The 25,475-nt window shown below is 64.9% G+C and carries 24 protein-coding genes and 2 pseudogenes; 6 read left to right on the top strand and 20 right to left on the bottom strand.

The window, feature by feature from the left end:
* Positions 1-4 precede the first annotated feature (4 nt).
* Genes MVA47_RS26970 through MVA47_RS06015 form a run of 3 tightly spaced genes read right to left on the bottom strand, consistent with a single transcriptional unit; the run spans position 5 to position 3,547 of the window.
* Positions 5-1,198 carry an acetyl-CoA hydrolase/transferase C-terminal domain-containing protein gene (locus MVA47_RS26970; RefSeq protein WP_247207092.1) on the bottom strand — a complete coding sequence of 398 codons (1,194 nt, stop codon included), beginning with the start codon at positions 1,196-1,198 and terminating at the stop codon, positions 5-7.
* Positions 1,195-2,355 carry an acyl-CoA dehydrogenase family protein gene (locus tag MVA47_RS06020; RefSeq protein ID WP_247207091.1) on the bottom strand — a complete coding sequence of 387 codons (1,161 nt, stop codon included), beginning with the start codon at positions 2,353-2,355 and terminating at the stop codon, positions 1,195-1,197. The genes MVA47_RS26970 and MVA47_RS06020 overlap by 4 nt, the downstream gene beginning before the upstream one ends.
* Positions 2,356-2,404: 49 nt before the next feature.
* A complete protein-coding gene (locus MVA47_RS06015) occupies positions 2,405-3,547 on the bottom strand; it encodes an acyl-CoA dehydrogenase family protein (protein ID WP_247207090.1) in 1,143 nt (380 codons plus the stop codon).
* 95 nt (positions 3,548-3,642) lie between these two features.
* On the opposite strand from MVA47_RS06015, the gene MVA47_RS06010 reads away from it, so the two are divergent.
* Both MVA47_RS06010 and MVA47_RS06005 read left to right on the top strand, forming a co-directional pair.
* Complete coding sequence (locus tag MVA47_RS06010) at positions 3,643-4,809, top strand: acyl-CoA dehydrogenase family protein (protein WP_247207089.1); 1,167 nt, start codon at positions 3,643-3,645, stop codon at positions 4,807-4,809.
* Positions 4,810-4,820: 11 nt separating this feature from the next.
* Positions 4,821-5,780: an acyl-CoA dehydrogenase family protein gene (locus MVA47_RS06005; RefSeq protein WP_247207088.1), complete on the top strand. Its 960-nt coding sequence runs from the start codon at positions 4,821-4,823 to the stop codon at positions 5,778-5,780.
* A gap of 96 nt (positions 5,781-5,876) precedes the next feature.
* Here MVA47_RS06005 and MVA47_RS06000 read toward each other — a convergent pair whose 3' ends face one another.
* Together MVA47_RS06000 and MVA47_RS05995 are read right to left on the bottom strand one after the other, a co-directional pair.
* Positions 5,877-7,004, bottom strand: a complete 1,128-nt coding sequence (locus tag MVA47_RS06000) for an acyl-CoA dehydrogenase family protein (RefSeq protein ID WP_247207087.1) — start codon at positions 7,002-7,004, stop codon at positions 5,877-5,879.
* Positions 7,005-7,074: 70 nt separating this feature from the next.
* On the bottom strand, positions 7,075-7,875 hold the full coding sequence (locus tag MVA47_RS05995) for an enoyl-CoA hydratase/isomerase family protein (protein ID WP_247207086.1): 801 nt from the start codon (positions 7,873-7,875) through the stop codon (positions 7,075-7,077).
* Between the two features lie 308 nt (positions 7,876-8,183).
* Here MVA47_RS05995 and MVA47_RS05990 point away from each other — a divergent pair, with 308 nt between their 5' ends.
* Positions 8,184-8,963: a FadR/GntR family transcriptional regulator gene (locus tag MVA47_RS05990; protein WP_247207085.1), complete on the top strand. Its 780-nt coding sequence runs from the start codon at positions 8,184-8,186 to the stop codon at positions 8,961-8,963.
* On the opposite strand, the gene MVA47_RS05985 is transcribed toward MVA47_RS05990, so the two are convergent.
* From MVA47_RS05985 to MVA47_RS05960, 6 genes are all read right to left on the bottom strand, one after another.
* The gene (locus MVA47_RS05985) at positions 8,960-9,697 is read right to left on the bottom strand and encodes a FadR/GntR family transcriptional regulator (RefSeq protein WP_247207084.1); all 738 of its coding nucleotides are present in this window, start codon (positions 9,695-9,697) and stop codon (positions 8,960-8,962) included. The two genes, MVA47_RS05990 and MVA47_RS05985, sit on opposite strands and share 4 nt — an antisense overlap.
* Before the next feature lie 126 nt (positions 9,698-9,823).
* The gene (locus tag MVA47_RS05980; RefSeq protein WP_247207083.1) at positions 9,824-10,129 is read right to left on the bottom strand and encodes a hypothetical protein; all 306 of its coding nucleotides are present in this window, start codon (positions 10,127-10,129) and stop codon (positions 9,824-9,826) included.
* 89 nt (positions 10,130-10,218) lie between these two features.
* Positions 10,219-10,989, bottom strand: a complete 771-nt coding sequence (locus tag MVA47_RS05975) for an SDR family NAD(P)-dependent oxidoreductase (protein ID WP_247207082.1) — start codon at positions 10,987-10,989, stop codon at positions 10,219-10,221.
* Between the two features lie 75 nt (positions 10,990-11,064).
* Positions 11,065-11,826 (bottom strand): enoyl-CoA hydratase-related protein, encoded by a 762-nt coding sequence (locus tag MVA47_RS05970; RefSeq protein WP_374474121.1) that lies wholly within the window; start codon positions 11,824-11,826, stop codon positions 11,065-11,067.
* A gap of 58 nt (positions 11,827-11,884) precedes the next feature.
* Positions 11,885-14,017: an acyl-CoA dehydrogenase gene (locus MVA47_RS05965; RefSeq protein WP_247207080.1), complete on the bottom strand. Its 2,133-nt coding sequence runs from the start codon at positions 14,015-14,017 to the stop codon at positions 11,885-11,887.
* Positions 14,018-14,027: 10 nt separating this feature from the next.
* The gene (locus tag MVA47_RS05960) at positions 14,028-15,638 is read right to left on the bottom strand and encodes a class I adenylate-forming enzyme family protein (RefSeq protein WP_247207079.1); all 1,611 of its coding nucleotides are present in this window, start codon (positions 15,636-15,638) and stop codon (positions 14,028-14,030) included.
* Positions 15,639-15,907: 269 nt separating this feature from the next.
* On the opposite strand from MVA47_RS05960, the pseudogene MVA47_RS05955 reads away from it, so the two are divergent.
* Positions 15,908-17,106, top strand: a pseudogene (locus tag MVA47_RS05955) (thiolase family protein).
* A 98-nt stretch (positions 17,107-17,204) separates the two neighbouring features.
* Here the strand turns inward: MVA47_RS05955 and MVA47_RS05950 are convergent.
* The 3 genes and pseudogenes from MVA47_RS05950 to MVA47_RS05940 form a co-directional block, all read right to left on the bottom strand.
* Positions 17,205-17,660 (bottom strand): MaoC family dehydratase, encoded by a 456-nt coding sequence (locus tag MVA47_RS05950; RefSeq protein ID WP_247207078.1) that lies wholly within the window; start codon positions 17,658-17,660, stop codon positions 17,205-17,207.
* A 66-nt stretch (positions 17,661-17,726) separates the two neighbouring features.
* Positions 17,727-18,919: pseudogene (locus MVA47_RS05945) on the bottom strand (thiolase family protein).
* A complete protein-coding gene (locus MVA47_RS05940) occupies positions 18,919-19,350 on the bottom strand; it encodes an OB-fold domain-containing protein (protein WP_308280498.1) in 432 nt (143 codons plus the stop codon). Before MVA47_RS05940 ends, MVA47_RS05945 begins: the two are co-directional and overlap by 1 nt.
* A gap of 272 nt (positions 19,351-19,622) precedes the next feature.
* Between MVA47_RS05940 and MVA47_RS05935 the strand changes: the two genes are divergently transcribed.
* Positions 19,623-20,276 carry a TetR/AcrR family transcriptional regulator gene (locus MVA47_RS05935; RefSeq protein ID WP_247207077.1) on the top strand — a complete coding sequence of 218 codons (654 nt, stop codon included), beginning with the start codon at positions 19,623-19,625 and terminating at the stop codon, positions 20,274-20,276.
* A 60-nt stretch (positions 20,277-20,336) separates the two neighbouring features.
* On the opposite strand, the gene MVA47_RS05930 is transcribed toward MVA47_RS05935, so the two are convergent.
* Complete coding sequence (locus tag MVA47_RS05930; protein WP_247207076.1) at positions 20,337-21,485, bottom strand: thiolase family protein; 1,149 nt, start codon at positions 21,483-21,485, stop codon at positions 20,337-20,339.
* Positions 21,472-21,924 (bottom strand): Zn-ribbon domain-containing OB-fold protein, encoded by a 453-nt coding sequence (locus tag MVA47_RS05925; protein ID WP_247207075.1) that lies wholly within the window; start codon positions 21,922-21,924, stop codon positions 21,472-21,474. Before MVA47_RS05925 ends, MVA47_RS05930 begins: the two co-directional genes overlap by 14 nt.
* 343 nt (positions 21,925-22,267) lie before the next feature.
* On the opposite strand from MVA47_RS05925, the gene MVA47_RS05920 reads away from it, so the two are divergent.
* Positions 22,268-22,429 (top strand): hypothetical protein, encoded by a 162-nt coding sequence (locus MVA47_RS05920; RefSeq protein ID WP_247207074.1) that lies wholly within the window; start codon positions 22,268-22,270, stop codon positions 22,427-22,429.
* 78 nt (positions 22,430-22,507) lie between these two features.
* On the opposite strand, the gene MVA47_RS05915 is transcribed toward MVA47_RS05920, so the two are convergent.
* From MVA47_RS05915 to MVA47_RS05900, 4 genes are read right to left on the bottom strand one after another with little or no spacing between them, the layout of a single operon-like run.
* A complete protein-coding gene (locus MVA47_RS05915; protein WP_247207073.1) occupies positions 22,508-22,972 on the bottom strand; it encodes a nuclear transport factor 2 family protein in 465 nt (154 codons plus the stop codon).
* 5 nt (positions 22,973-22,977) lie between these two features.
* Entirely contained in the window at positions 22,978-23,916 is a 939-nt protein-coding gene (locus MVA47_RS05910; RefSeq protein ID WP_247207072.1) for a hypothetical protein, read from the bottom strand.
* Positions 23,913-24,770: an SDR family oxidoreductase gene (locus MVA47_RS05905; RefSeq protein ID WP_247207071.1), complete on the bottom strand. Its 858-nt coding sequence runs from the start codon at positions 24,768-24,770 to the stop codon at positions 23,913-23,915. The genes MVA47_RS05910 and MVA47_RS05905 overlap by 4 nt, the downstream gene beginning before the upstream one ends.
* Positions 24,771-24,823: 53 nt before the next feature.
* Positions 24,824-25,438 (bottom strand): isochorismatase family protein, encoded by a 615-nt coding sequence (locus MVA47_RS05900; protein ID WP_247207070.1) that lies wholly within the window; start codon positions 25,436-25,438, stop codon positions 24,824-24,826.
* Between the last annotated feature and the right edge of the window lie 37 nt (positions 25,439-25,475).

The raw sequence follows: 25,475 nt of genomic DNA, 5'->3' as shown, positions 1-25,475 counted from the left end.
AGTTCTACCTTTCGATTTTCTGTTGACGAATGCCGGCCTCGCCCCACAACCGTGTCAGCGCCGCGGTACGTTCGGTCCGGTCGAGCCCCCGTAGATCAACCGAACCGCGTTCGGTGACAACGATTCCCACGTCATGCGCCGGAGTGCTGACCGGACGCGACAGTGAGGAGACAAGAGTCGAGGTGTCGTTGTGGGTGGTCGCCACCGCGATGATGCTGACGCCGCCGGCTGTGCTCGCCGCCGCCGCGGCGTAGTCCCCGTGCCCACCGATGCCACCAAAGACGGCGGTCGCCGTGCCCTCGACGTTGATCTGACCGTGCACGTCGATCTCGACTGCGGTGTTGACCGCGACAAAAGGATCGGCGGACAAGCGACTGACGTCGTGGGTGTATTCGACCGGATGAAGGACAGGACGGCCATCTGCCCAGTCCCGCAGTCGTTGTCCACCGGCCAGATACGTGGTGACGGGTTCTCCGAGCAGCAGGCCCCGCCCGTCGAGGTCGACAACTTCATCCGGCAGCAGACCGGAATCGATCCGTACCGGCACCGTCAGGTTCGTTAGCAGATACGAACCCAGCGCCCCGGGGCCAACCTGCAGACGGGTGCCCTCCCGGATCTGCGGGAGCACCCCCGCTGCCAGTCGCTCGGTGGTCGGATCGATGCGTGCGGCCGGCATGTCTACGGGCGGCTGGTCGGTACTGCCGATGACAACCACCTGATCGGTGGGCAACGGGGCGCCGGCAGCGCATGTCGGTGCCGCCGACGATGTGACCGCCGCGACCACTGCTCCGGCGTCCACTGCGGCCTGCTGCCACGAGATCTCGTTGGAGAAGGTGAACCCATCGCCGGTCGGCACCACGCTCGCGACCAGAACATCCGGCCGGATCACGTTGTGGATCAGGGCAGGTACCTGGGACAGCCGGATGGGGACGAAGTGTGCCAGCCCGGCGGCCACGGCTCTGCGCAGCCCCCAGCCCGGCATCACAGTTCGTACGTCGGCGAAAGCCGTGAAGTCGAGTCCGACCGGTTCTTTCGGCATCCAGCCCAGCAACAGCCGAACACCGCCGACGGCGCGGGCAGCGTCGGACAGTTCTTCGAACGCTGTGTGCGGTGTACCGAAACCGTCGCCGACGGCCACGGTGCACCCGCCGTGTACGAGCGTCCCGAGGACACCGTTGCCCCCGGGTGAGTGCGTCACCGTGCGGGCTCTCGGGGCAGCCCTAGTACTCGCTCCGACAATATGTTTCGCTGGATCTCGCTGGTTCCGCCCAGGATGGTCTGCGCCCGCCCGACCAGCATCCGATGAACGATCGGTGACAATTCCGGGTCGACCGTCGAATCCATGCCGAGAACGTCGGTCGCCACATCGCCGAGGTCGCGATGGACTTCGGACGCCATCAGTTTCAGAACCGACATCGTCGGTGAGTTCGCTCCGTCGCCGGTGGAGATCGCCCGCAGCCAGGTGGCACGCAGAATCCAGACACGACTCCACAGCCCGACGATCTTGTCCGCCAAGACGTCGTCGAGTCGGCCCTTGTCGGTCGCTGCGTCGATCAGGTCGTCTAGAGCGGCGAACATGCCGACAGCCTGCGACCCCAGACTCAGCCGCTCCCGGCCGAGGGTTGCGGTGGCGACGCGCCAACCTTCGCCGACCTCCCCGAGAAGATGTTCCGGACCGAGCTCCACGTCCGACAAGAAGACTTCGTTGAACTTCTTCTCGCCGTCCATCTGTTCGAGTGGCCGCACCAAGATGCCGGGAAGGTCCATCGGGACGATGAACGCGGTGAGGCCCTTGTAGCGCTCGTCGCCGGTACGCGCGAGCAGCAAGCCGAACTGCGCGGCCTTGGCGGCACTGGTCCAGACCTTCTGACCGTCGACGACCCAGCCGTCATCGAGGGGACGTACCCGTGTCCTGACCGAGGCGAGGTCGGACCCGGCTCCCGGCTCGGAGAACAGCTGGCACCACAGATGCTCGCCGGAGATGATGGGCGGCAGGTATTTCGCCTTCTGTTCCGCCGTGCCGAACTGCATGATCACCGGACCGGCGAGGTTTGGCCCGACCATCCCGAGTTGTGTTGGCACACCCGCTTTCGCGGCTTCCTCGGCGAAGATGGCCTGTTCCATTGCCGTGGCCGCACGCCCCCCGAACTCGGTGGGCCAATGCAGGCAGGCATAACCCGCTTCGGCGAGGGTCCGATGCCACTGCCGACCCGGTTCGACGTCGGCAGCGTCCGGGGTTCCCCCGTATGCCCGCAAACCGTCGGGGCGCGGAGCCGAGGCGAGCCAGGACTGCACCTCCTGCCGAAAGTCCTCGCCTTCTCCGCCGTCCTGACCCAGCGGCGACTTCGAACTCATGACCATCCCCTTGTCCACTCGACTTGCCGTTGTCTCGAGAGCCGGTTTCTCAAAAGCCCATCGATCGGCCGATGAGGTCCTTCATGATCTCGGTGGTGCCGCCGTAGAGGCGCTGCACGCGCGAGTCGCGCCACAGACGCGCTACCTCGTACTCGTTGATGTATCCGTATCCGCCGTGCAGCTGCAGGCATCGGTCCAGGATCTCCCACTGGAGTTCGGTGCTCCACCACTTGAGGCCCGCTGCTTCCTCGGCCGTCAGCTCGCCGGCGTTTGCCGCCAGCACGCACTGATCGAGATAGCTCTGTGCCACATTGAGTTTCGTCTTCATTTCGGCAAGGAAGTGGCGATTGACCTGGAATTTACCGATCTCGGTTCCGAAAGCCTTGCGGTTCGTCACGTATTCGACGGTCAGGTCGAACGCCCGCCGCGCCATCGGCACGGCATAGGTGGCTATGCCCACCCGCTCGGCGGGCAGATTGCCCATCAGGTGGTAGAAGCCACGATTCTCTTCACCCAGCAGGTTTTCCACCGGAACCTCGACGTTGTCGAAGAACAGTTCCGCGGTGTCCGCCGAATGCTGACCGATCTTGTCGAGTTTGCGCCCGCGCGAGAACCCTTCTCGCGTCGCCTCGACGACAATCAGGCTCAGCCCCTTACGGCCGGCCGAGGGATCGGTCTTACACGCCACCATGATCAGGTCGGACGACAGGCCGTTGCTGATGAACGTCTTCGAGCCGTTGATGATGTAGCTGTCCCCGACCCGCTTGGCCGTGGTCTTGATACCGGCGACATCCGATCCGGCTGCAGGTTCGGACATCGCGATGGACGTGATGTACTCGCCGGAGACGTATTTCGGGAGCCACCGCTGCTTCTGCTCGTCATTGGTCAGGCCGACGAGGTAGGACGCCATGATGTCGTTCTGCACGCCGAGGCCGATGCCCACCGCGCCGGTTCCGAACATCTCCTCGCTGAGGATCTGGTTGTACCGGTAGTCCTTGATGCCGAGACCGCCGTATTCCTCGGGCGCCTCCCAGCCGATCAGACCCTGTTCGCCCGCCCGCAGCCAGGCTTCGCGACTGACACGCCCCTCGCGTTCCCACTGATCGCTGTACGGAACGCATTCTTTTTCGAAAAAGGTTCTCGCAGTGGCGCGAAACTGTTCATGCTCGTCTTCGAGATGTTGGCGGCGCATCGGTGGTCCTCCAGATCGGGTGTTGCAAATATACTACAATAATACAACTATTAACCCTATTGCCTACGACCGATTGCCCCGACAGGTGAGGACAGATGACTAGCACAACGGCACCCCGGAGCGACAACCTGAAAAGTCTCTCCGCCTATCGCGCAGCGCTGCGGGAATTCCTCGAATCCGAAACCGCGCTCAACGAGTGGCGGGATCGCCATTATCCGACCGTACCGGCACAACTCGAGCACCATGCCGAGTTGATGCACCTGCTCTACGCGGGCGGATGGAACCGATATGGCTGGCCTGAATCGGCAGGCGGTCTCGGCGGCGACGAACGACATCGGGCAGTCCTCTACGACGAGCTCAGTGCGCACGGCTTGCCGGTCCCCGGGCAGCACCTGGTGATGGAGACCCTCGGGCCGCCAACCGTCCGGTTCGCTCCCGAGATCGCAAGCACCCTTTTCGTGAACTTCCTGAACGGGAGCGAGTGGTGGGGTCAGGGGTTCTCCGAACCGGAGGCAGGCAGCGACCTCGCGTCTCTGCGTTGCCGGGCCACCCGAGAGGGCGACGACTACATCATCAACGGCCAGAAGCTGTGGACCAGCTACGGGGCCACTGCGCGCCGACTCGTGTGCCTGGTCCGCACGGGCACCGCCGAGAGCCGACACCGCGGCCTGAGCATGATCCTGATCGACGTGGACACTCCGGGTCTGCAGGTCAGGCCGATCGCACTGGCGAGCGGGCGTGAAGAGCTCGCCGAGGTCTTCTTCGATTCCGTACGCGTTCCGGCCAGCCGGCTCATCGGAGAACACGACCAGGGCTGGGCAGTGGCCATGTACCTGCTGCAGTTCGAGCGCGGCATGTACGCCTGGCTCACGTCCACGGTGCTCCTCCAGGGCCTGGACAATCTGCGTACCCAATTGCGCGACCGTGGAATTCACCGCGATGGTGCGGCGGTCCGGCTGGGCAACGTGTACCTCGACATCGTCGCGTTGCGGTCGCGCAGCGCGCTCACGGTGCAGCGGTTGGCCGCCGGCGAGACGATCGGCCCCGAGGCCAGTACCGACAAGATCCTGCTGGCCACCGCCGAACAAGCCCTCTACGACGCCGCCCGCGACCTACTCGGTCCACTCGTCGACGTCGGCGCCGGCCCCGACCTCGACGCCTGGCGCGACGAGTGGTGGTACAGCCGCGCTGCCACGATCCTCGGCGGTTCGGCAGAGGTACAGCGCGGGATCATCGCCGACCGTGTGCTGAAGCTGCCGTGAAAGGGAATCAGATGGACAACGAGACAAGAACGCTGCTCGCCGGCTCGCTCAAAGAGATGTTCGAAGGTGGGTCGACCGACATCGAGGCCTCCCTCGCCGAACTCGGCTGGGACGACGTCATCGATTCGTACCCCGACGCCACCGAGCTCTTGTTCGCCGAACACGGACGCGCGCTGGCACATTCGCGCTCGCTGGATGCGGTCATCCTTCACGAGCTGACCGATCTCCTGCCGGCTCCGAAGGGCCCGCGTGCCGTCGCCTACCCGTTGCCCTCCCCTTCAGCGGGCCTGACGAGCAGCGAGGAGCACGTCGACGCAGTGGTGCTGACCAGCGTCACGGATATCGAAGAACTGGTGGTGCCGGTCTCGACCGCGAATGGCACCGGCATCGTCCTGGTGGCAGTCTCCGACGTGGAGTCCGAGCCGGTCGGCAGCATCGAATCCGACAGCACCTGGGTGCGGGTGCGGGGCACCCGGGTCCCCGCGGTCACCGCCGATGCAACCGCTGCCTGGGATCGGGCGGTGGCCGCGGGACGGCGCGCGCTGGCCGCCGAGATCATCGGCGCCTGCGGCGCGGCGCTGCAACTCGCCATCGAACACACCAGCTCCCGCAATCAGTTCGGTCAGCCGATCTCCGGTTTTCAGGCCGTCCGCCATCGTCTGTCAGAGGCACACGTGGCGATTGCTGCTGCTCAAGGAATGCTGGATGCGGCCTGGACAAGCCTGGACGCCGACACCGCGACAGTCGCCAAAGCATTGGCGGGCCGAGGACAGGCGATCACCACGCGGACGGTGCTGCAGGTCTGCGGGGCGGTCGGGATCTCCGCCGAACACCCGATGCACCGTTTTGTCGAGAGGGCAGCCGTTCTGGACGCGCTGCTCACACCGCACTTGATCCTGGTGGAGCAGTTGGGTTCCTCGGTGCTGGCCGGCGACCCCATCGCTCATCTGACCGAGATCAGCACTGGCTAGCAAACGATCAACGTGCCCGGCAACCCGCCGGGCAACGAACAAGGGCCGGAAGACAAACGAGTCTTCCGGCCCTGTTCGGCTTTCTTCGCCTGTCCGCTAGCGGACGGGCAACAATCCGACCCTTTCACCGAGCAGACGCCGGTGATGCGATGGCCCGCCGAACAGCACCTCACTGCTGCGCGCCCGTTTGAAATACAGGTGCGCCGGGTGTTCCCACGTGAAACCGATACCGCCGTGCAGCTGAATCGTCTCGCTCGTCGCTTTGCTGTACGCCTCGGAGCACACGGCTTTGCTGAGGTCGGCCAGGGCAGAGACCCCGGGATCGCCGCCCGCATCGGCCGCCGCGGCGAGCCGTGCGGTGGACTTGGCCGATTCGAGCGCCACCAGCATGTCCGCGCACTTGTGCTTGACCGCTTGGAACGAGCCGATCGGACGGCCGAACTGGGTACGTTCCTTGGCGTACTGCACCGTCATGTCGAGCACGCGCTCGATGCCGCCGACCTGCTCGTTCGCCAACGCGATCGTGGCCACGTCGAGCGTGCGGGCGACCGCCGCCCAACCGTCGCCGTCCGAACCGACCAACCGACCGCGGGCGCCGTCGAACACCAGAGTCGCCTGGCGGCGCGTGCGATCGAGTGTCGGCAACGGCGTCCTGGTCAATCCGGGATCTCCCGCATCCACGAGGAAAAGGCTGACCCCGGCGTCGGTGCGGCCGACAACCAGGACCATCTCGGCGATGTGGCCGTCGATGACGTGGGTCTTGGAACCGGTCAGGGTGTATGTGGATCCGTCGGCGCGCGCGGTCAACGTGACGCCCTCGGGCCCCCAGCTCTCCTTGTCCTCGGTCAGTGCCACAGTCCCGATCGTGCTGCCGGACGCGATCGCCGGTAGGTACCGAGCACTGGCGTCGTCGTCACCGGCGGCCGCCAACGCGGTCGCGAACATGACAACGCTGCTGAGATAGGGGCCGCAGTAGAGCGCACGGCCCATCTCGTGCATGACCACACCGATCTCTTCGCTGCCGTAGCCGTCCCCACCGAACTGTTCGGGGATTGCCAGTGACAGCAACCCCATCTGGTCAGCCATCATGGCCCACAGCTCGCGGTCGTAACCCTCGGCCGTTTCGATACTCTTGCGTACCGCGGCTTCGGACGACTTCTCGGCGAGCAGCGCGCGCACTGCCGCTCCCAGTTGTTCCTGCTCCTCGGTCAATACCCCGCGCATGTGGCTCCTTCTGATGGCGACGGCAGGTCGATCAATGGTGGGTGAGGTGGTCGAGCCGACCGCAGGATGGTCAGCCGCGGCTCTCGGCCGGTGCCGCGGAACTACGCTCGACGAACTTGTTGACGATCGCCTGGTGTTCGGGCTGGTCGAAGGACACGTACTCCTCGGTCAGGGCGTAGTCGAGCACCCCGGCGATAGCCCGTTTGATGTGCAGATTGAGGGCACGTTTGGTCGACTGGATGGCTTGGGGCGGTTGCGCCGCCAACTGTTTGGCCAACGCGAGTGCCTCGACCTGGAGATCTTCGTCATCGACCACACGATTCGCCAGACCCAGCGACACGGCCTGCTCGGCGGGGATGCGGGCGCTCGTGTACAGGTACTCCTTCGCCCGAAGCATCCCCATCAACAGCGGCCAGGTTGGTGCTCCACCGTCTGCCGCGGTCAGGCCGATGCCCACGTGCGGGTCGGCGAGGAAGGCACTGCTGCCGATCAGCACGATGTCACTGCACACGGCGAGGTTACATCCGAGACCGACTGCGGGGCCGTTGACGGCAGCGACCACCGGAAGAGGGAAATCGACCATGGCCGTGACCAACGCACGAGCACCGTCGATCTCACCGCGCCGCTTGGCCGGGTCGGTCTGCAACGACTTGAGGTGGTGCATGTCACCGCCGGCGCTGAACGCGCGTCCGGCTCCGGTCAGGAGTACCGAGCGGGCATCGGGATCTTGTGCGATGCGACCCCACACGGCAATCAATGCTCCGTGCAGTGCCTTGTTGGCGGAATTGAGAGCCTCCGGCCTGTTAAGCGTCACTTTACGTACGCCGCCGTCGCTCTCGACCAGGAGTTCTGGTCCCAGGTCCGAATACATTTGGCCTCTTATCTGTTTCGTCAGTTCGCCATGGCACGGGCCATGGCATGTCGTACACGCCCTGCGTTGCATCACCAACCCGCTGTCGGCATGTGAGTACACACTATCAATCAGATAACTGATTTAACTAGTAATGACTTCATTCTGTGGGATTCTGCTGTCGCGGACCAACAATCGGACATCGGGTGACGGTCGTCACTCTTCTTAGCACAAAGATGTGTCGTTAACCGGACACAACCAGTGCCAGTCGGCGACAATGCTGCGAATAGGTATTATGAGCTAACCCGAACACCGAACAAAGAGGAGCGATGGCCGCGACGCAGAGAGCCAGGCTTGTAGGCACGCAACAAACGGTCCGCGTACCGAAGGCCGGAGAGATGGTGGCCACTCAGCTCCGTCGCCAGATAGTCACCGGCGAGCTTGCCGAGGGCGCGAGCCTCCCACCGGAGACCGCGCTGATGGAACAGTTCGGCGTGTCACGGCCGACGTTGCGCGAAGCCTTCCGGATCCTGGAGTCAGAGCAGATCATTCGGATCAGGCGTGGCGCACGTGGCGGCGCCTATGTCCTCGTCCCCGACCCCGCGGCGGCGGCCCGGTACGCCGGCACCCTTCTGCAATACCGCGGCACCACGCTCGCCGATGTCTACGAGGCGCGGGCGCGCCTGGAGTCCGCCGGTGTCGGGATCCTCGCCACCAAACGCACCGCCGCAGACCTTCGGCGCATCGACGCATCGCTGGCCGAGGGTGCTCAGTCGCTGAACGATCCGGTTGAGTTCGCCGAACGTCACCTCCTCGCATTCCCGCAGCTGCTGATGGAACTCGCCGGAAACCAGACGATGGCAGTGTTGTCCGAGATGCTCTTCTCGATTGTCGAGAGCCACAACACCAGTTACATCAAGCAACATCGCGACGACGCCGGTGTCGATTCCGGAATTCGCACCACGTTCCGGTCGCATCAGAAGGTGGCTGCGCTGATCCGCGACAGGCAGAGCGAAAAAGCGATTATTCACTGGCGCAAACACGTCAACCGGATCAGCGAACTGATGATCACTGATCCGACCGAGGCGGTGTTGGACGTCCTGTCCTAGTCGAATAGGTCTGACACCGTCATCGCGGCGTTGTCACCTAACAGGTAGACCATCGATTCGTCGAGGTGTCGCTTCCACAGTGATTCGGCTGCGACGCCATTGCGGTCCACGATGTGCTCGAACAACCGCTTGTGTGTCCGCACCGCGGCGGAGCTGGCCTGCTCTTCGCTGATCTCGGTATCGGCGTGGAGCGACGTGTTGCCGAGATCGATGATGTCCTGCAGCATCTCGCTGAGCAGCAGTAGAGTGCCGTTCCCGGCGAGTTGAATGACCAGCATGTGGAACTCGCCATGCAGCCCGATCGCCAGACCCTGATCCTGTTTCTCCGCCGTAGTGTGTCGATCCAGGCTGTCTCGAAGACGTGCGAGGTCTGCGCGAGTTCTGTTGCGCGTCAACTCCCCTACCGCCGGCACCTCGAGGGCGACACGGGCCTCGTAGACATCCCGGAGGGTGACGCCGCGGTATTCGAGCATGAAGCTCGCGTACTTTGCGGCAACCCGGCGGGTCGGTGTCTGTACCCGGGCGCCGCCGTGTGCACCTCGCCGGATGTTGATCAACGACTCCGATTCCAGTACCCGGAACGCTTCTCGCAGGGTGGGTCGCGAGACACCGTACCGTTCCATGAGTTCCGATTCGGACGGCAAGGCGTCACCTTCTTGTAGTTCGCCGCGGATGATCTGCCGACGCAGTTGCGCGACAACCAATTCCGCCATCTTCGGTACACGGACCGTCACGGCAGAACCCGCACCCGCGCTTCTGGCGATATGTCCATTCGTCGACGCCACGTGCCGCCCCTCGCTCGATTGTCATTGGGACCACCCGTCGACGGCGCGAACGCCGTCCGGCGGATGATCGGTTATTCAGTCACTGGCCGGAAGCGGTTTGGCCTCCTTTTTCGCCAGCGTGGTGGAACCGAGGCTCAGGTCGGCGGTACCGGCCTTGGTGACAAGAACCTCGAGTTGGTCATCGCTCGCGGAGGTGTAACGCTTGCCGATTTGAGTTCCCTCACCGGGTTCGGGCATCAGCCCCTCGGCCGGGGTCTGGGACACCTCGATCATCGGGTGGCCACCACAGCCGAGCCCGTCTTCACCCGTCGGCGGTTTGACGACAATGACCTCTGTGCTGTCCACCTGACTGCGCAGCCGCACGCCGGCCTTCAGTGCCATGATGTTCTCCTTAATTAATCGGTGATGTCTGGTTACTCAAGTAGAGCAATGATTTCCTGATTGTTCACCTAACACGAAAACCGGCGCCGCTATCGCGGAGTGAACCGCTGAGCGCCGTCGAGCCGAATGGTCTCGCCGTTGAGGTACGGGTTCTCGAGGATGTGGTGCACGAGTGAGGCGAACTCGGCAGGCAGCCCCAGACGCTTAGGATTCGGAATGTTCGCGGCGAACTTCGCGAGCGCCTCTTCGCCGACCGATTCCATGATCGGTGTGCGCATCGTTCCTGGGGCGACGGTGACAACCCGGATCCCCAGTGAGCTCAGGTCGCGGGCGGCGACAAGCGTCAGACCGACAACGCCGGCCTTCGCGGCCGCATACGCAGATTGCCCGATCTGCCCTTCGTAGGCCGCGATACTGGCCGTGGTGACGATCGCCCCGCGTTGCCCGTCGGAATCTGGTTCGGTCTGTCCGATGGCGGCGGCGGCCAGCCGCAGAACGTTGTATGTACCGGTCAGATAGAGATCAACCGTCTTGGTGAATCCCGCGAGAGCAGCGGGGCTGCCGTCGCGCTGGACGACCTTCTCCGCGACGCCGAACCCGCCGTGCGCGACCACTGCGTAGCGCAGCGTCCCGAGTGCCTGCGCCGCCTCGACGGTCGCGAGAACGCTCTCCTCGGAGGTGACGTCGGTGCGTACGTACTTGACTTTGGGGCCCAGATCCTCGGCGAGCTTCTCCGCCTTGTCGTCGGCCAGGTCCGCGATGACCACCGAGGCACCGGCGCCCACCAGCTCTCGCACGGTGGCCTCACCGAGACCTCCGGCTCCTCCGGTCACGATGGCTACGTTGTCTTCGAGCTTCATTTCATCCTCCGGCGATAATCGTTATGTCTGTTGACAATCTGTGTTGCGCGCGTCCGCCCGACGACGGACTCGGGTTTACTTCCCGGTCCAGCGGGGCTTGCGCTTCTCGGCGAACGCCGTCGCACCTTCTTTGGCGTCGGCACTGGTGAAGGCGGGTGCCGATGCCTCGGCGATCTGCGCTGCCGACATCCCCGCGGCCTCGGCGACCATGAGCTGCTTGGTGATCCGAAGCGCGAGCGGGCCGTTTTCGGCAATGGTGGCGGCGAGGGCGACCGCCTGATCGAGCACTTCGGGTCCGGGCACCACCCGATTGACCAGTCCCAGTTCGAACACCCGTTGCGCGGAGACGATCTCGCCTGTGAGCGCGAGTTCCAGCGCGAGCGCCAACGGGATCCTGCGTGGCAGTCGGGTGCCGCCACCGGCGGCCACCAACCCTCGCTTCACCTCGGGTAGACCGAAATTCGCATGGTCGGCGACGACGGCGAGATCGCAGGCCAGCAGCAGTTCGAATCCGCCGGCGACCGCGGTGCCCGCAGCGGCGCAGATTATCGGCTTGGGGTACACCCGATCGGTGAAGACCTCCAACCCCGGCCTTGACTTGTCGATCATCTCCCCGCCGGCGGCGAACGCACGCAAATCCATTCCAGCACAGAAGGATCGATCTCCAGCACCGGTGAGGACCACCGCCCCCACCGAGTCGTCGGTCTCGGCCGCGACGAGTGCCTCCCCGATGCCGGCCATCGTCTCGGCGTCGAGGGCGTTGCGCACTTCGGGACGGTTGATCGTGATCACCAGGACGGCGTCACGCTGGTCGATCAGAACACTCACTGCCGGCACTCCATCGTTGATAGTTTCCTTCTTCTCGGACCGGAGCGGAGAAGCCGCCCCGGCGACATCACAACTTTTCGCGCGGCAGACCGAGAACCCGTTCGGCGATCTGGTTCCTGACCACCTCCGACGTACCACCGGCGATCGTCAGTCCACGGACGAACAGCACGCCGTGATGCAGATCCGCGGTGCCGGCAAGACCCCATTCGGGGCCCCCCACCTGCACCAGCAGATCGGCAACCCGTTGCTGATGTTCGCCCGACAGCAACTTGGTCACATTGCCCTCCGGTCCGGGACCAGCACCCGATACCGCTCGGGCAGCCAAACGAAGGGCCAACATGCGCATCGCCTGACGTTCGGCGACCAGGTGTCCGACCTTGCCCAGAAGATCGGTGTCAGTGGCCTTTTCCGGGTCGGCGGCGGCACGCACGGCTATGTCGAGTTCGACGAACTCCGCCACGCCCCCACCGATGGTCACACGCTCGTTCCCCAGCGTGGCCCGGGCGACCTTCCAGCCTTCGTCGACGGCGCCGACCACGTCGGAGTCCGGGACGAAGACGTTGTCGAGGAAGACCTCGTTGAAGGTGGCCTCACCGGTGATGTCTCGCAGCGGCCGGATCTCGACGCCGTCGGACTCGAGGTCGATGACGAGCATCGAGACGCCGGCATGCTTGGGAGCGTCCTTGTTGGTCCGGACCGTCGCGAGTCCGCGGTTGCAGTTCTGCGCGTCACTGGTCCAGACCTTCTGGCCGGTGACCAGCCAGCCGCCATCGGTACGGACTCCACGGGTGCTGATCGCGGCCGCATCCGATCCCGCGCCCGGCTCGCTGAACAGCTGGCACCACCTGATGGCACCATCGAGCGACGCCCACACCCACCGGTCGATCTGTTGGTCGGTTCCCTGCTGCAACAGCGTCGGCACGATCCAGTTACCGATGCCGAGATCGAGCTTCGGGATGACCGCCAGCTCCTCCTCGATGACAAGCTGCTCGACCGGGCCCGCCGAACGCCCATACGGCGTCGGCCAATGCGGGAATGCGTACCCCGAGTGCGCGAGCAACGCCGCGCGCTCGTCCGAGGGGGTGATCAGATATTGGTCGCGGAACGCCCGCGCGGAGCGCCGGAACGTGTCTGCATCCTCCGGGAGCTCCAGGCTCGGTGGGCGTGCCACCCCGTCGATCGCCAGACGGGCCAGCTGAGCGGCGGCATCGTGACCGAAGACCGACTGCAGCAGATAGGCCCGACGGAGAAACAGGTGCGCGTCGTGTTCCCACGTGAATCCGATACCGCCGTGCACCTGGATGTTGCGCTGGGCCGACCGCACGAAGGCGCCGACCGCCTGGTCCGCGGCGACCGCGGCGGCGAACCTGCCCTCAGCGGTGCCGAGGTCCGCGCGCGAGGCGTCCCAGGCTGCGGCCGTCGCGATCTCGGTGTCGACGAACATGTTGGCGCACAGATGCTTGACAGCCTGGAAGCTCCCGATGGTCCGCCCGAACTGCGACCTGGTCTTGGCGTAGTCGACCGCCGCCTCCGTGCAGGCGCGAGCTCCTCCCGCCGCCTCGGCGGCGGCAAGGGCTTGCGCGACAGCACGCAGAGTGGAGAAGGCCCCGGGCAGGACAGCAATGGCAGAGGCGTTCGCGATCGACAAACGCGCTGACGGACGTGTGCCGTCGATCCCGACCTCGACCGTGACGTCGACGCCTTGTCCCCGCCGGACAACCACCACGTCGGCCCCGGACCGCAGGACGAACACCTCCGCCGACCCACCACCGAGCAACGCTCCGGCGACACCGGTGACCACACCGTTCGAGTCCACGAAAACATCTCCGCCGAGACCGACGGCGGCGGTCACCTCGCCCGCGGAGAGTTCCGGGAGCAATGTGCTGCGCTGATCGTCGGTGCCGGCGAGCCGGATCACCTCGGATGCGATCACCGTCGGGAGAATGTCACCTGGCGCGACAACCCGGCCGAGTTCTTCGAGGACAACCGCGATCTCCGCGGTGCCGAACCCCTGGCCGCCGTGCTCCTCGGGGAGGTGCAGACCCAGCCAGCCGAGCGAGACAACATCTTTCCAGAACGGCACCGTGACGTCGCCGGTGTTGGTCGTTGCCCTCGCCGCGCCGATGGCGTCTCGTTCGGACAAGACCTTGCGCACCGAGTCGGCGAGTTCGATGTGTTCGGTGCTGATGGGCAATCCCATGCTGGGACTCCTAGCTCTTCGAGGTTTCCATGTGCGCGAGGATTTGCTGCCGCAGGGCGGGTTTGGCGAGTTTGCCGACACCTGACCGAGGCATACTGGCGACGATCTCCACTTGTTCGGGGATCTTTTGTCTCATGATTCCCGCCGCGGTGAGGAACTCGGCGACGTCCGACAGTGTCGGGGGCTGCTCACCCGCCCGCACGGTGAAGACCGCGCAGACGCGTTCACCCCGCTCAGCGTCGGGCAGACCGATCACGGCGACCTCCTCGACGGCCTGGTGCTGAGACAGCAGTGATTCGATCTCGAGCGGAGAGATGTTCTCGCCCTTACGGATGATGACGTCCTTGAGTCGCCCGGTGACCTCGATGCAGCCGCTGGGCCGCAGTCGGCCACGATCACCGGTGCGGTACCAGCCGTCGGTCGTGAACACCTCGGCGTTCAACTCGGGATCGGTGTACCCGCGACAGACCGTCGCGCCGCGGACCTCGACGTCCCCCTCCGCCCCGGGCGGCACGGGCGTGCCCTTCTCGACGATCCGCACTTCGACACCGGGGACCGGGCGGCCATCGGATTCGGCGAGATCCTCGTCGGAATCGAGTGGGGACGCCACACAGATCATGGGGCACTCGGTCATCCCGTAGTCGTGGGCGACCGGGACACCGAGCTCAGCACGGACCGAGGCGAACACCGCCGGCGGACAGGGCGCACCACCACCTTTGAGCAATCGCAGGTCGGGAAGCACGCGGGTACCGGCCGGGGCGGCCCGCTGCTGCGCGACCAGCATCGTGTAGAAGACGGTGCTGCCGCCGGACAACGTCACACGGTGGCGCCGGAACGCCTCCGTTGCAGTGTCCGGGCGAAACGCCTCGATGAGAACTGAGGCGAAACCGGACAGGAGCATCGACGAGAGGTAGACGACACCGCCGACGTGGGTGATCGGGAACGGGATGGATCCCACCTCGTCGGGCGACTCACCAAGGCGGCCGTTCAGCACAAAACCCCGGGCGGCGGCCAGGATCGACGAATCCGTGTGCTGAACCCCCTTCGGCGTTCCGCTGGTGCCCGAGGTGAAATGGATCCACCGTATGTCCTCAGGGTCCTCTGGACGCGGCGGCAACTGATCCACGGCGTCGGACTCGGCGGGATCGCGCTCGACGACGATGATCTCGGGCGCTCCCTGCCGATCCTGGCGCAACTGGCGCAGACTGTCGTAGGCGAACCCTGGCCACTGTTCGGGAACCAGGACAAAGTCGACGTCGCCCGTTGCGAGCGCGGCAACGGTCTCGCGTTCTCCGAACAGCGGTATGACAGGCGCCTGCACTGCTCCGATGCGCGCGAGCGCCGCGATCAGCAACGCACTCCCGATGCGTGTCGGAAGTTGCCAGGCCACCTTCGAACCGGAGGTGATCCCCTGTTCGATCAGCCACGCCGCAATCCGCTCCGACCGATCACGGTACTCGGCGAAGGTGACCTTCGTCCCGTCCTCGGCGATGAGCAGCACTCCGTCCGGCGTAGCCTCCGCGCGCCCGTCGACGAGTTCGGAGAAGGTGCGGGCCGGTTGCAGCCGCATCGCAAAATCTTCCAAAGACCCGTATTCGGCGCTGGTCGACGTCGTTGCCACCACAGACCGTCCTTTCCTGGCTGTTGATCCATCCGCACGCGCGCGACCGTCGCGGCAGCGCCGAGGCTGAGATACAGGCCATACAGTACAATGATTTGGAGAATAGGCAAGGCTGTTCGGGCAATCCGGACAGACTCGGCATTCGGGCCGATCGGCCACTACTCCATGTTAAATTGGACTTATCTTATAACTGATTGTCGCCCTTGGTCGCGGCAGTCTCTCTCACTCCGGCAGGCGCTCGACGTCGGCCGCAACATCGAGGAGGACCAGTGGGAACAGAACAACCCCGGGCGGTGATCACGGCGGCCTGCCGCACGCCGATCGGTACCGCACGCAAGGGCACGCTGACAGAGACGACTGCCGAGGATCTCGCCGGTCATGTGGTCACCAATGTCGTCAAACGGTCGGGACTGTCGCCGGAGGTCTTCGACGATCTGGTACTCGGCGAGGTCTATCAGGGCGGCGGGGACATCGCCCGCTACGTCGCGGCCGCAAACGGCCTGACCTCGGTGCCCGGGTTGGCCGTCAACCGGCAATGCGCCACCGGCCTGTCGGCCGTCGCATCGGCCGCTGCGACCATCATGTCCGGCATGGGCGACGCAGTGATCGCAGGCGGAACCGAGGCCGCGTCCCTGGCACCGGTCGGACGGCGCCGCACTCCCGGAACGTCCGGCAAGAGCGCCGACGACTGGACGGACCCGTGGTACTCCCCATCTCATCCCGGAACTCCCGACGCACCGTCCATGGACATGTCGATCACCGTGGGCTGGAACGCAGCCGTGCAGTATGACGTGAGCCGCGTGCAACAGGACGAGTGGGCGGCACGATCGCACGAACGCGCGATCGCAGCCATCGACGAGGGCCGCTTGATTCCGAGATCGTGCCGATCTCGGTGACGAACAAGGCCGGCGAGACCGTGGAGTTCGCCGTCGACGAACACCCACGACGCGGAACGAGCCTCGAGGTCCTGTCGAATCTTCGTGTGATCCATCCGGAGATCGAGGGCTTCTCGGTGACCGCGGGCAATTCCTCGGGCATCAACGACGCGGCCGCCGCGCTCACGGTCGTCTCGGACGGACTCGCGAAGGCAGAGGGACTGGAGACGCTCGGTGTCATCCGCTCGTGGGCGGCGGTGGGTGTCGAACCGAACAAGACGGCCATCGGGCCGACGATCGCCATCCCGCGGGCGCTCGCCCGAGCGGGCCTGTCGCTCAAGGACGTTCGTCTCTTCGACATCAACGAAGCGTTCGCGGCGCAGGCCATCGCCTGCACCAAGGTGCTCGAATTGGAGGAGGACAAGGTCAATGTGTCCGGCTCGGGTATCAGCCTCGGGCATCCCATTGCCGCCACCGGTGCCCGCATGGCCACCACCATGGTCTACGAACTGCGCCGAATCGGCGGCGGAATCGGGGTCATCGCGATGTGTGCCGGCGGCGGTATGGGTGCGGCCATGGTCATCGAGGTCTGATCGGGTCATCGAGGGCTGATCGCCACACGAACCGGACAAGGCCCGCAGGTCTCGATGACCTGCGGGCCTCGTCATGTGTCCGGCCGACCGGCGATGGGTCAGAAGTAGTGCCGGCTCACTAAATCGGCCACACAGCCCGGCTTTTCGCTTCCTTCGACCTCGATCGTGGTGCGCATGACCAACTGCACCGAATTGTCGTCGATACGGTCGGCGGTTTTGACGACGGTGCGGGCGCGGATCCTGCTGCCGACGCGGACCGGCGAGGGAAACCTGACGCGGTCGAGTCCGTAGTTGACTCCCATCTTGGCGCCCTCGATACGGCGCAGCTGGCTCACGAAATACGGCACCAGAGACAGCGACAGGAACCCGTGCGCAATCGTCGCACCGAACGGCCCGCCCGCGGCCTTCTCGGTGTCGACGTGAATCCACTGATGGTCTTCGGTGACATCGGCGAAACCGTCGACGCGGTCCTGTTCGACTGCAAACCACTCGGTCGGCCCCAGCTCTTTGCCGACGGCCGCCTCGAGATCCGCGATTCCGCGGTAGATCTCCATGTGCAACTTACCTTTCCGTTGTGGATGTGATTGATGCCGGACGGTGCCGACGCCGATGGGCCCGGATCACCTGGAACTGAGCAACATCGCCCCGGCCACGGGGCCACCGCCCACGGCGACGACGGCGACATCGGTATCGGCACGGATCTGTCGTTCGCCACCCTCGCCCCAGAGCTGGACACAGGCCTCGTGCAAGAACCCCATGCCGTGCAGGCGGCCACCCGAGAGCTGCCCCCGCTGGTGTTGACCGGGAGTTCTCCGTCCAGCGCGATGCGTTCGCCGCCTTCGATGTACTGGCCCACCTTGCCATGCTCACAGAAGCCGAGCGCTTCGAGCCACTGCACCGTCAGAAAGCTGAAACCGTCGTAGAGCTGCGCGAAGTCGACGTCCGCTACGGTCAGGTCGGTGCGGTTCCACAAGGTGGCAGCAGTGTCGTGTGCGGCCATCGTTGTCAGGTCTTTGCGCTGGTCCCAGGTGGCCCGCTCGAACATCCCCGTTCCGACCGATTCCACGGTGAGTGGTTGTCTCGGAAGCCCTTTCGCCGCATCCCGGCGCGAGATGACGACCGCGGTGGCGCCGTCACACGGCACGTCGCAGTCGTAGAGGCAGAACGGGTCAGAAATCATCCGCGAATCGAGATAGTCCTGCAGCGACATCGGATCGCGGTAGATTGCGTCCGGATTGAGTGCGGCGTTTGTTCTCGCATTGACGGCGATCGCGCCGAGCTGCTCACGGGTCAGACCGAACTCGTGCATGTACCGCTGCGCGGGCATGGCCAGCCAGTTCGCGGCCGAGATGGCACCGTACGGCCCGAAGAACTCGTGATGCGGGTTCGCCCGTCCCTCACCGATCAACACCGAACCGCGACCTTTGGATGCCTGCGCAGTGGACTCCCAGACCGACCGGTAGCAGAGTACGTGATCGGCCAGCCCGGTGGCCACCGCCATACATGCCTCGATGACCGGACCGATCTGCCCCGCGGTCTCCGAACTGCTGATGTACCAGTTGCTCCGCAGACCCAGTGCATTGCGCAGATCGTGAACGGTGGCACCGGAAAAGCCCGGATCGGGCACGCCCGGACCGGGATAGCTGGCCACCCCGTCGATGTCGGCGGGCGAGAGCCCGGCGTCGGCTATGGCGCGCAACGACGCCTCGATTGTGAGGTCGAGGCCGGTTCGCCCGAGCCGCCGTCCCACCTGCGACTTGCCGGCACCCGTCACAACGGCCTTGCCCTCGAAAGGGCCTCCGCGCTCACCCATCAGTTCGACTCCTTCACCGGGCGGAACAGGGGAATCCAGACGTCTTCCCACTCTTCGAAGAAGACCTCGACCTCGAGGCCGATCGTCACGTCCTCCGGATCGATGTCGACCACGTTGCTGACCACGCGAGTGTCCGGTTGCTCGGCCAATTCGATGAACGCAACGGTGTACGGGGGCGGGAACGCCGGGATCCAGGTCTGTCGGTTCACCGTGAACGCCGCCACGGTTCCGCGGCCGGACACCGGCTCCGGTGCCACATCCGTGCTCTGGCACCGCCAGCACGCGGGCGCCCCGGGGAGAAAGAAGTTGGTGCAGGAATGACAACGGTGGACAAGCAACTCTCCGTTGCGTCCTCCCGTCCAGTACTCCTGCGATTGCGGCGTCGGAGCCGGAAGCATCCGGAACTCCGGTCGTACGTATGGGATGGTCACATCTGGCTCCTGGAGTTCCGAAGTCGGCACGGAGATTGGACAACTGATTGCACCGATTGTGATTCAAGCCTCACGTTATGCCTCCGCTGACAACAACGTCAAGTAACTGCACAGTGGTCTTCTGCCACCACATCGGGGGTTTGTGCTGCCGTATTCGACGGCGAGGCACGTATAGTTGACCCACACGTCAAGGAGGAATACCAGGTCCGTCGACTTCGCACGTCAACCGGCGGAACATGGGTCGCCGGAGGAACCACGGGGCACCACTACACATGACATCACACGACGCACCTCGCAGCACGAGCGCAACCGGCAGTTCACTCGCAGCGCCGGAGAACGGCATCGCACTCGGTGAACGAGCGGTCCGCACGCGCGAAGCGATCATCGACGCGTCCCGGCGGCTGTTCCTCGAGCGTGGTTACGCAGGCACTCGGATCAACAACATCACCGACGCGTGCGGAATCTCCCGCGCGGGCTTCTACACGTACTTCCGTGACAAGCGAGAAGTCTTCAACACGATCGGCGAAGAGACCTACAAGGAGATCGTCGCGGTGGTGTCGCTGTGGTCGGACATGCCGTCGCCGGCCTCGCTGGGCGACGTCACCTCGTGGGTGCGTCAGTACTTCAGCTTCATGGATCAGCACGGCGCGTTCATCTTCTCGTCCACCCAATCCGCGCCGACCGACGACGAGTTCCGCCGCAATTCGCAACGGACACAGATGCGGGTGGCCTGGCTCCTCGGTACCAATCTCGTCGCCCGCCAGCAGCGGCGTTATGAAGCACCCGAGGCGCTCGGGTTGACGATGATGGCCATGCTCGACCAGTCGTACTTCTACAGCCGCGTGTGGCGGTTGCCGGTGGACGACGACGACATGATCCGGACGCTCGGGGAGCAGATACACGATTCGCTCGCCAACGGCAGATGACTGCCGCGACGAGCGAATCGTCTGTGATCTGCTCTTGTCGACGAGGGACGATCGGATCGATCAGGTTGACAGTATGGTGACCGCTGCCGTTCCGGGCGCGCCGTAGAGCTGGGCATATCCAACCTTGGCATCGTTGATCTGGCGGTCACCCGCTCGCCCACGCAGCTGATTGACGAGTTCGAAGATCTGACGCAGGCCGGAGGCGCCGACCGGCTCCCCGTTGGCCAACAAGCCGCCGTCGGTGTTGATCGGCAATCGTCCGGAGATCTCGGTCTCACCCGCGGCGATGAGCTTCTCCTGCTCACCGTCGGCGCAGAAGCCGTTCTCCGCCATGTGGATGATCTCCGACCCGGCGTCGGTGTCCTGCAGCTGGATGACATCCACGTCCGACGGCCCGATCCCGGCGATCTCGTACGCCTCCTTGGAGGCGTCGACGGTCGGGCTTGGCACGGTGTCCAGGGGCAGGGACGGGCTGAGCAGTTCGAACGCTCCCTCACGTCGGCTGCGCAGGGTGCTGGCCCTCAGGTACACCGGCTTGTCGGTGTAGAAATGCGCCTTGTCGGCACGGCACAGCACAACGGCAGCAGCGCCCTCGTCCGGACCGCAGTACATGTACTGGGTCAGTGGGTAGTTGAGGATCTGAGAGTTCAGGATCTCTTCCTCCGACAACGCTTTGCGGCGCCAGGCCAACGGGTTGCCCGCACCGTTGCGCATCGCCTTCGCCGACACCTTGGCCAGTGTCTCGGGGGTGATCCCGAAATCGTGCATGTACCGGTTGATCTTCATGCCGAAGAAGTGCGTGGTGAGGAACAGGCCGGCCTCGCCGTACCAATCCGGCAGTCCGGACACCGAAGGATGTGCCGCGAAGGCACCTCGCTCGTGCTTGTCCAGACCGACTGCGATGGTGATGTCGTGTTCACCGAGCTTGATCGAGTTGGCAGCCATCGCCAGCGACGTCGCTCCGGTGGCGCAACCGGTGAAGACCGCCCGCCCGGGGACCCCGGTCAGGCCCAGGAGACCGACGATCGCCTCCGGGTTCTTGACCTCCATGCTTCCCGCATACAGCGCCTGCACGTCGGACCATTCGATGCCCGCGTCGGTGAGCGCGTCGTAGACGGCGTCCTCACCCATCTCCAGCGCGGACTTCCCGGGATACCGGCCGAACGGGTGCAACCCGACACCGATGATCGCTACGTCACTCGACGACATCGTCCTGACCTTTCTCGACCGGCGCAAATGCGTAGATCATTGTTTCGCGGCCCTCGGCATCGACGCCGAAGGGCACGATCTTGAGTTCCATCTCCTGGCCGATGGTGAGCTTGTCCGGATCTGCCTCGGTCAACCGGGCTTCGACCCGCAACGCGCCTTCGAGTTCCACGTACCCCACAGCAAAGGGCGCAAAGGTTTTCGCGTCGTCGTTGCCGTTGTAGGGCGGCTGAGGTGGCCGGAACTTCTGCGTGGTGAATGTCCAGAGGGTTCCGCGCCTGGGGAGCTCGACCTGCTCCAGTTCTTCACGAACCTTGCCGACGATCTTGTGCCGTCGGTACGGGAACACGAGCCTGCCGTCTGATGATCTGCCTGCGAGCAGTGCCGGCTCCTCGGCGGGCCAGGTGAACAGCCCCTCCGCCAGCGGTACTTGTTCGGTCATGTGTTCTGTCCCTTTCCCTCGCAGAGTGATCGCGCGACACGCGCCACCGCGGTCCCGCCGCAAATCCCGCCTGGGTACACGGTAAGAGCCCGGAGACGGCATTGTCAACGAAACCGTCAAATGACGCCCAAAATGTTGGCCGATCGACTGATCGACCTCGTATGGCTGCAAACATCTTCGCACTTCAAAGCGCACTTCGATGCTACGGCCATGCCCTTGACGATATCGTCGACCAGTTCGCGGACAGTGCTCGCCGTGATCGGAAAGCCCAACCACGACCACTGCCGCGCGCGGACCTATAGAGTGTAAATAGTTAGCTATTCATAACACGACAGGAGTCGATATGTCAGGTTTGGACAACAGTCAGCCGGTGACCGACGTCAGCAGTCTCGAAGAGGCCGGACTCGGTGACGAGAAGACCGCGACAGACGCAACAAATCCGGAACCCGAGGATGACGACGACGATCCCGAACTCGTGGACGACGCCACACCCGGACCCCGGTAGCAACGCCTTCGGTGCGGGCGCGCGGGACGCGCCCGCACCGGAGCGACCGTGGCGGCCATTCGCCTGAACGGACCCAGATCACCCACCAGCGGACCCCGGGCCCGACCGGGTCAGCGACTCGACGTAGTCACGCGCACCCGACGCCTCGGCGAATCCGCTGAAACGCACACTGCGAGAGACAAATCGCCAACCATCGCCGGTTCGCACGAGGCGGTCCCGGTAGGTACCCCAATGATCGGGCCCGGTTGTACCGATGAACAAGAACACGCTCTGCGAACGCGCGGTGTCCTCCGAGACCCGATCGGTCATCCGCGACGAAACATGGTGGTTGCCGGGCAGCAGGCCCTCGATCGCACCCATCGCCACTGCGGACCGTCTCGCGAAGTCGGCGATGGCAGCGGGGCCGACGAACTGCCGTCCGCCGACATCGAGCACACCGTCTCCGGTGAACAGGGCCGCGAACTCGTCCACGCGCCCGCTGTCACCCAACCCCGTGTATCGCGACAGCAGCAACTCGAGGTCGACCTGATCCGAGATCGACATGTCGATCATCTTGTACCCCTGACCATCACACCGGTTGCAGGGGCCGCCGGACGGTCGTCCGCGGGCGGTCGACCAACTCGACGACAAGCCCGTCGGGATCGGACAGGAACAGAACGGTGAAGCCTCCGGTCGGCACGTCGGGCATCGGCACGAATCCCGGCTCTGGCGTCGCAGGCTCGTCCCGCACCAACGCGGCGCGGGCGTCCTTGACGTCTTCGACCGCAATGGCGACCCGGTAGAGCCCTTGCGTATTGGCGAATGGGGTCTATCTCCACCTGGTTCGGCGGGCACTCGAGTTCGAACGAGAACGTGGGGTCTTCGGGCAGGTACAGCGAAACCCCCGGGACCGACCGTGTGAGGTCGTCGTCGTCGGGCCGAACGACGAACCCGATGGTCGAGTACCACGCCACCGAACGCTCCAGGTCGCTCACCACCAGTCGCTCGTGGCTCAGCATCGGCGATCCCGGATCGGTGTCCGCCGACGCGATCTCCACTGTCTCGACGGTCACCCCATCTGGATCGATGGTCCGAATTGCCTTGCGAGACCGTCCACGCACCACCACCGACTCCACGTTGCCCGAACCGGGAAAGGCTGTCAGGGAGTCCATGCGGAAGCCGATCACCCGGAAGCTCGGTGCGTCGGCATCGAGATCCGACCGCGCGATCAGCGCAGGGTCATGCCACTGAACCAGTTCCAAAGCCGGCGCGGACCGCGGACCGCGCTCGTCGTACATGAACACGGTTTCGCTCGCGGTGTGTTCGGACAGACCCATGAACCGGCCGTCGGTGTCCTGGCTCAGTGAACGCATCCGGTCGCGCACGTTGAACAGATCGCCATAGAATTTCTCCGAGCGGGCCACGTCGGCGCTGTTGAGATTGCAGTGCATCACCGAATGGGCGTGCTCGGCACGTGGCGTCCCCGCGGTGCTCGCAGCGGCGCTCACGAGCCGACCTCGACATCTTCGGGCACGAAATAGCTGCGGGACAAGTTGCCGGCGCCGATGCGGTACTGCGTCAGATCGGTCACGCCCACGGCGGCCAGTGCCTGTTCGTCGGTGAACAGATTGCCAGAACAGTCCCCCGGCTTCCGACCGACGATGGCCAGCGCCGCATCCGCCATGATGTCGACCGATCGCGACTGTTGCTCGGCAACCTCCTCGCCGAGGATCGAGCGTATGGCCTCCGTCGCGATCGCAGTTGCCGGCCACAGCGAGTTCGCCGCGACCCCGGAATCGGCGAGTTCGGCCGCGAGTCCGAGCGTGGCAAGGCTGACGGCATACTTCGACGTCGTGTAAGCCAGATGTGCGCCAAGCCATTTCGGGTCGAGATCGAGAGGCGGGGATATCGAGAGGATGTGCCCGGCCGACGATGCCGTGAGGTGGGGAATGGCAGCACGCGACACCGAGAAGCTGCCCCGGGCGTTGATCGCCTGCAGGAGGTCGTAGCGTTTCATCGTCACCCGTGAGGTGGGCGTGGTGTCGAAAGCAGCTGCGTTGTTGACAACGATGTCGAGGCCGCCGAAGACCTCGACCGTCTTGGCGATCGCCGATTCGACGTCCGTATCGTTGCGCAGGTCCCCCGGGATGGCCAGGGCCCGGCCACCGGTGTTCTCGATGCCCTCGGCAACGCTGTACACCGTGCCGGGCAGACTCGCGTGCGCTGAGCCGGATTTCGCGAACAGGACCACCGCGGCACCGGATTCGGCGAAGGCACGCCCGATCGCGGCACCGATTCCGCGGCTGGCGCCGGTGATGAAGGCGGTCTTGCCGCTCAGGTCTACGGGACTATCCAAAGCCATGTGCGGCCATCCTCAGTTCGACGTTGTTGATGTTCGGGACCGGGCGGGAGTTCTCACCCGGCGGCGGACTGCCACTGCGCGGCCAGATCGGCGGACAGGGCCAACCGCGCGACCTGCCTGATCGAGTTCTCGAGCACCATCTCGCCGTACTCCGGTGGCACGCCACGGACCGCGTCGCGGACAACCACGACGTGGAAGCCTTCGCCTGCGGCCGCCGCTGCGGTCACCAGGACCGCAACGTTGACCGATACGCCGACCAGTACGACCGTGTGGATGCCGAAATTCCTGAGCAGCGAGAGCAATTCGGTGCCCTGCACCGGCGACAGACCGTGGTGGCGGGGCGAGACGATGTCGGTGGGGTCGAGCAATCGGGGCAGGACCTGCGTCGGTACGGTTCCGGGCCCCCACTGCGCCGAGGCGGGACCGATGAACCGCCACAACGGCTCGGTACCGAGATTGCCTGCGCCAAGGGCTCCTTCGTACACGGCGTGCACGACCCGCACGCCATGGGACCGGGCCGCGCGCAGCACGTCATCGACACGATCGACCAGGTCTCCGGCGGCGTCGCGCAAGGCCGGAATGGCCACGTCCTGGCCGAGCGTCCCGTTCTGGCATTCGATGGCGACCACTGCGGTTCCCGACAGATCCCAGTCGTTGCGCGAACTCATGGTTGTTCCTCCACGGTCGGTGCCGGCGACCCACTCG

This window comes from Williamsia sp. DF01-3 (genome assembly GCF_023051145.1).
Classification (GTDB): Bacteria; Actinomycetota; Actinomycetes; order Mycobacteriales; family Mycobacteriaceae; genus Williamsia.
The sequence above is the reverse complement of the archived record's forward strand: the minus strand, read 5'-3'. Positions and strand labels throughout refer to the sequence as shown.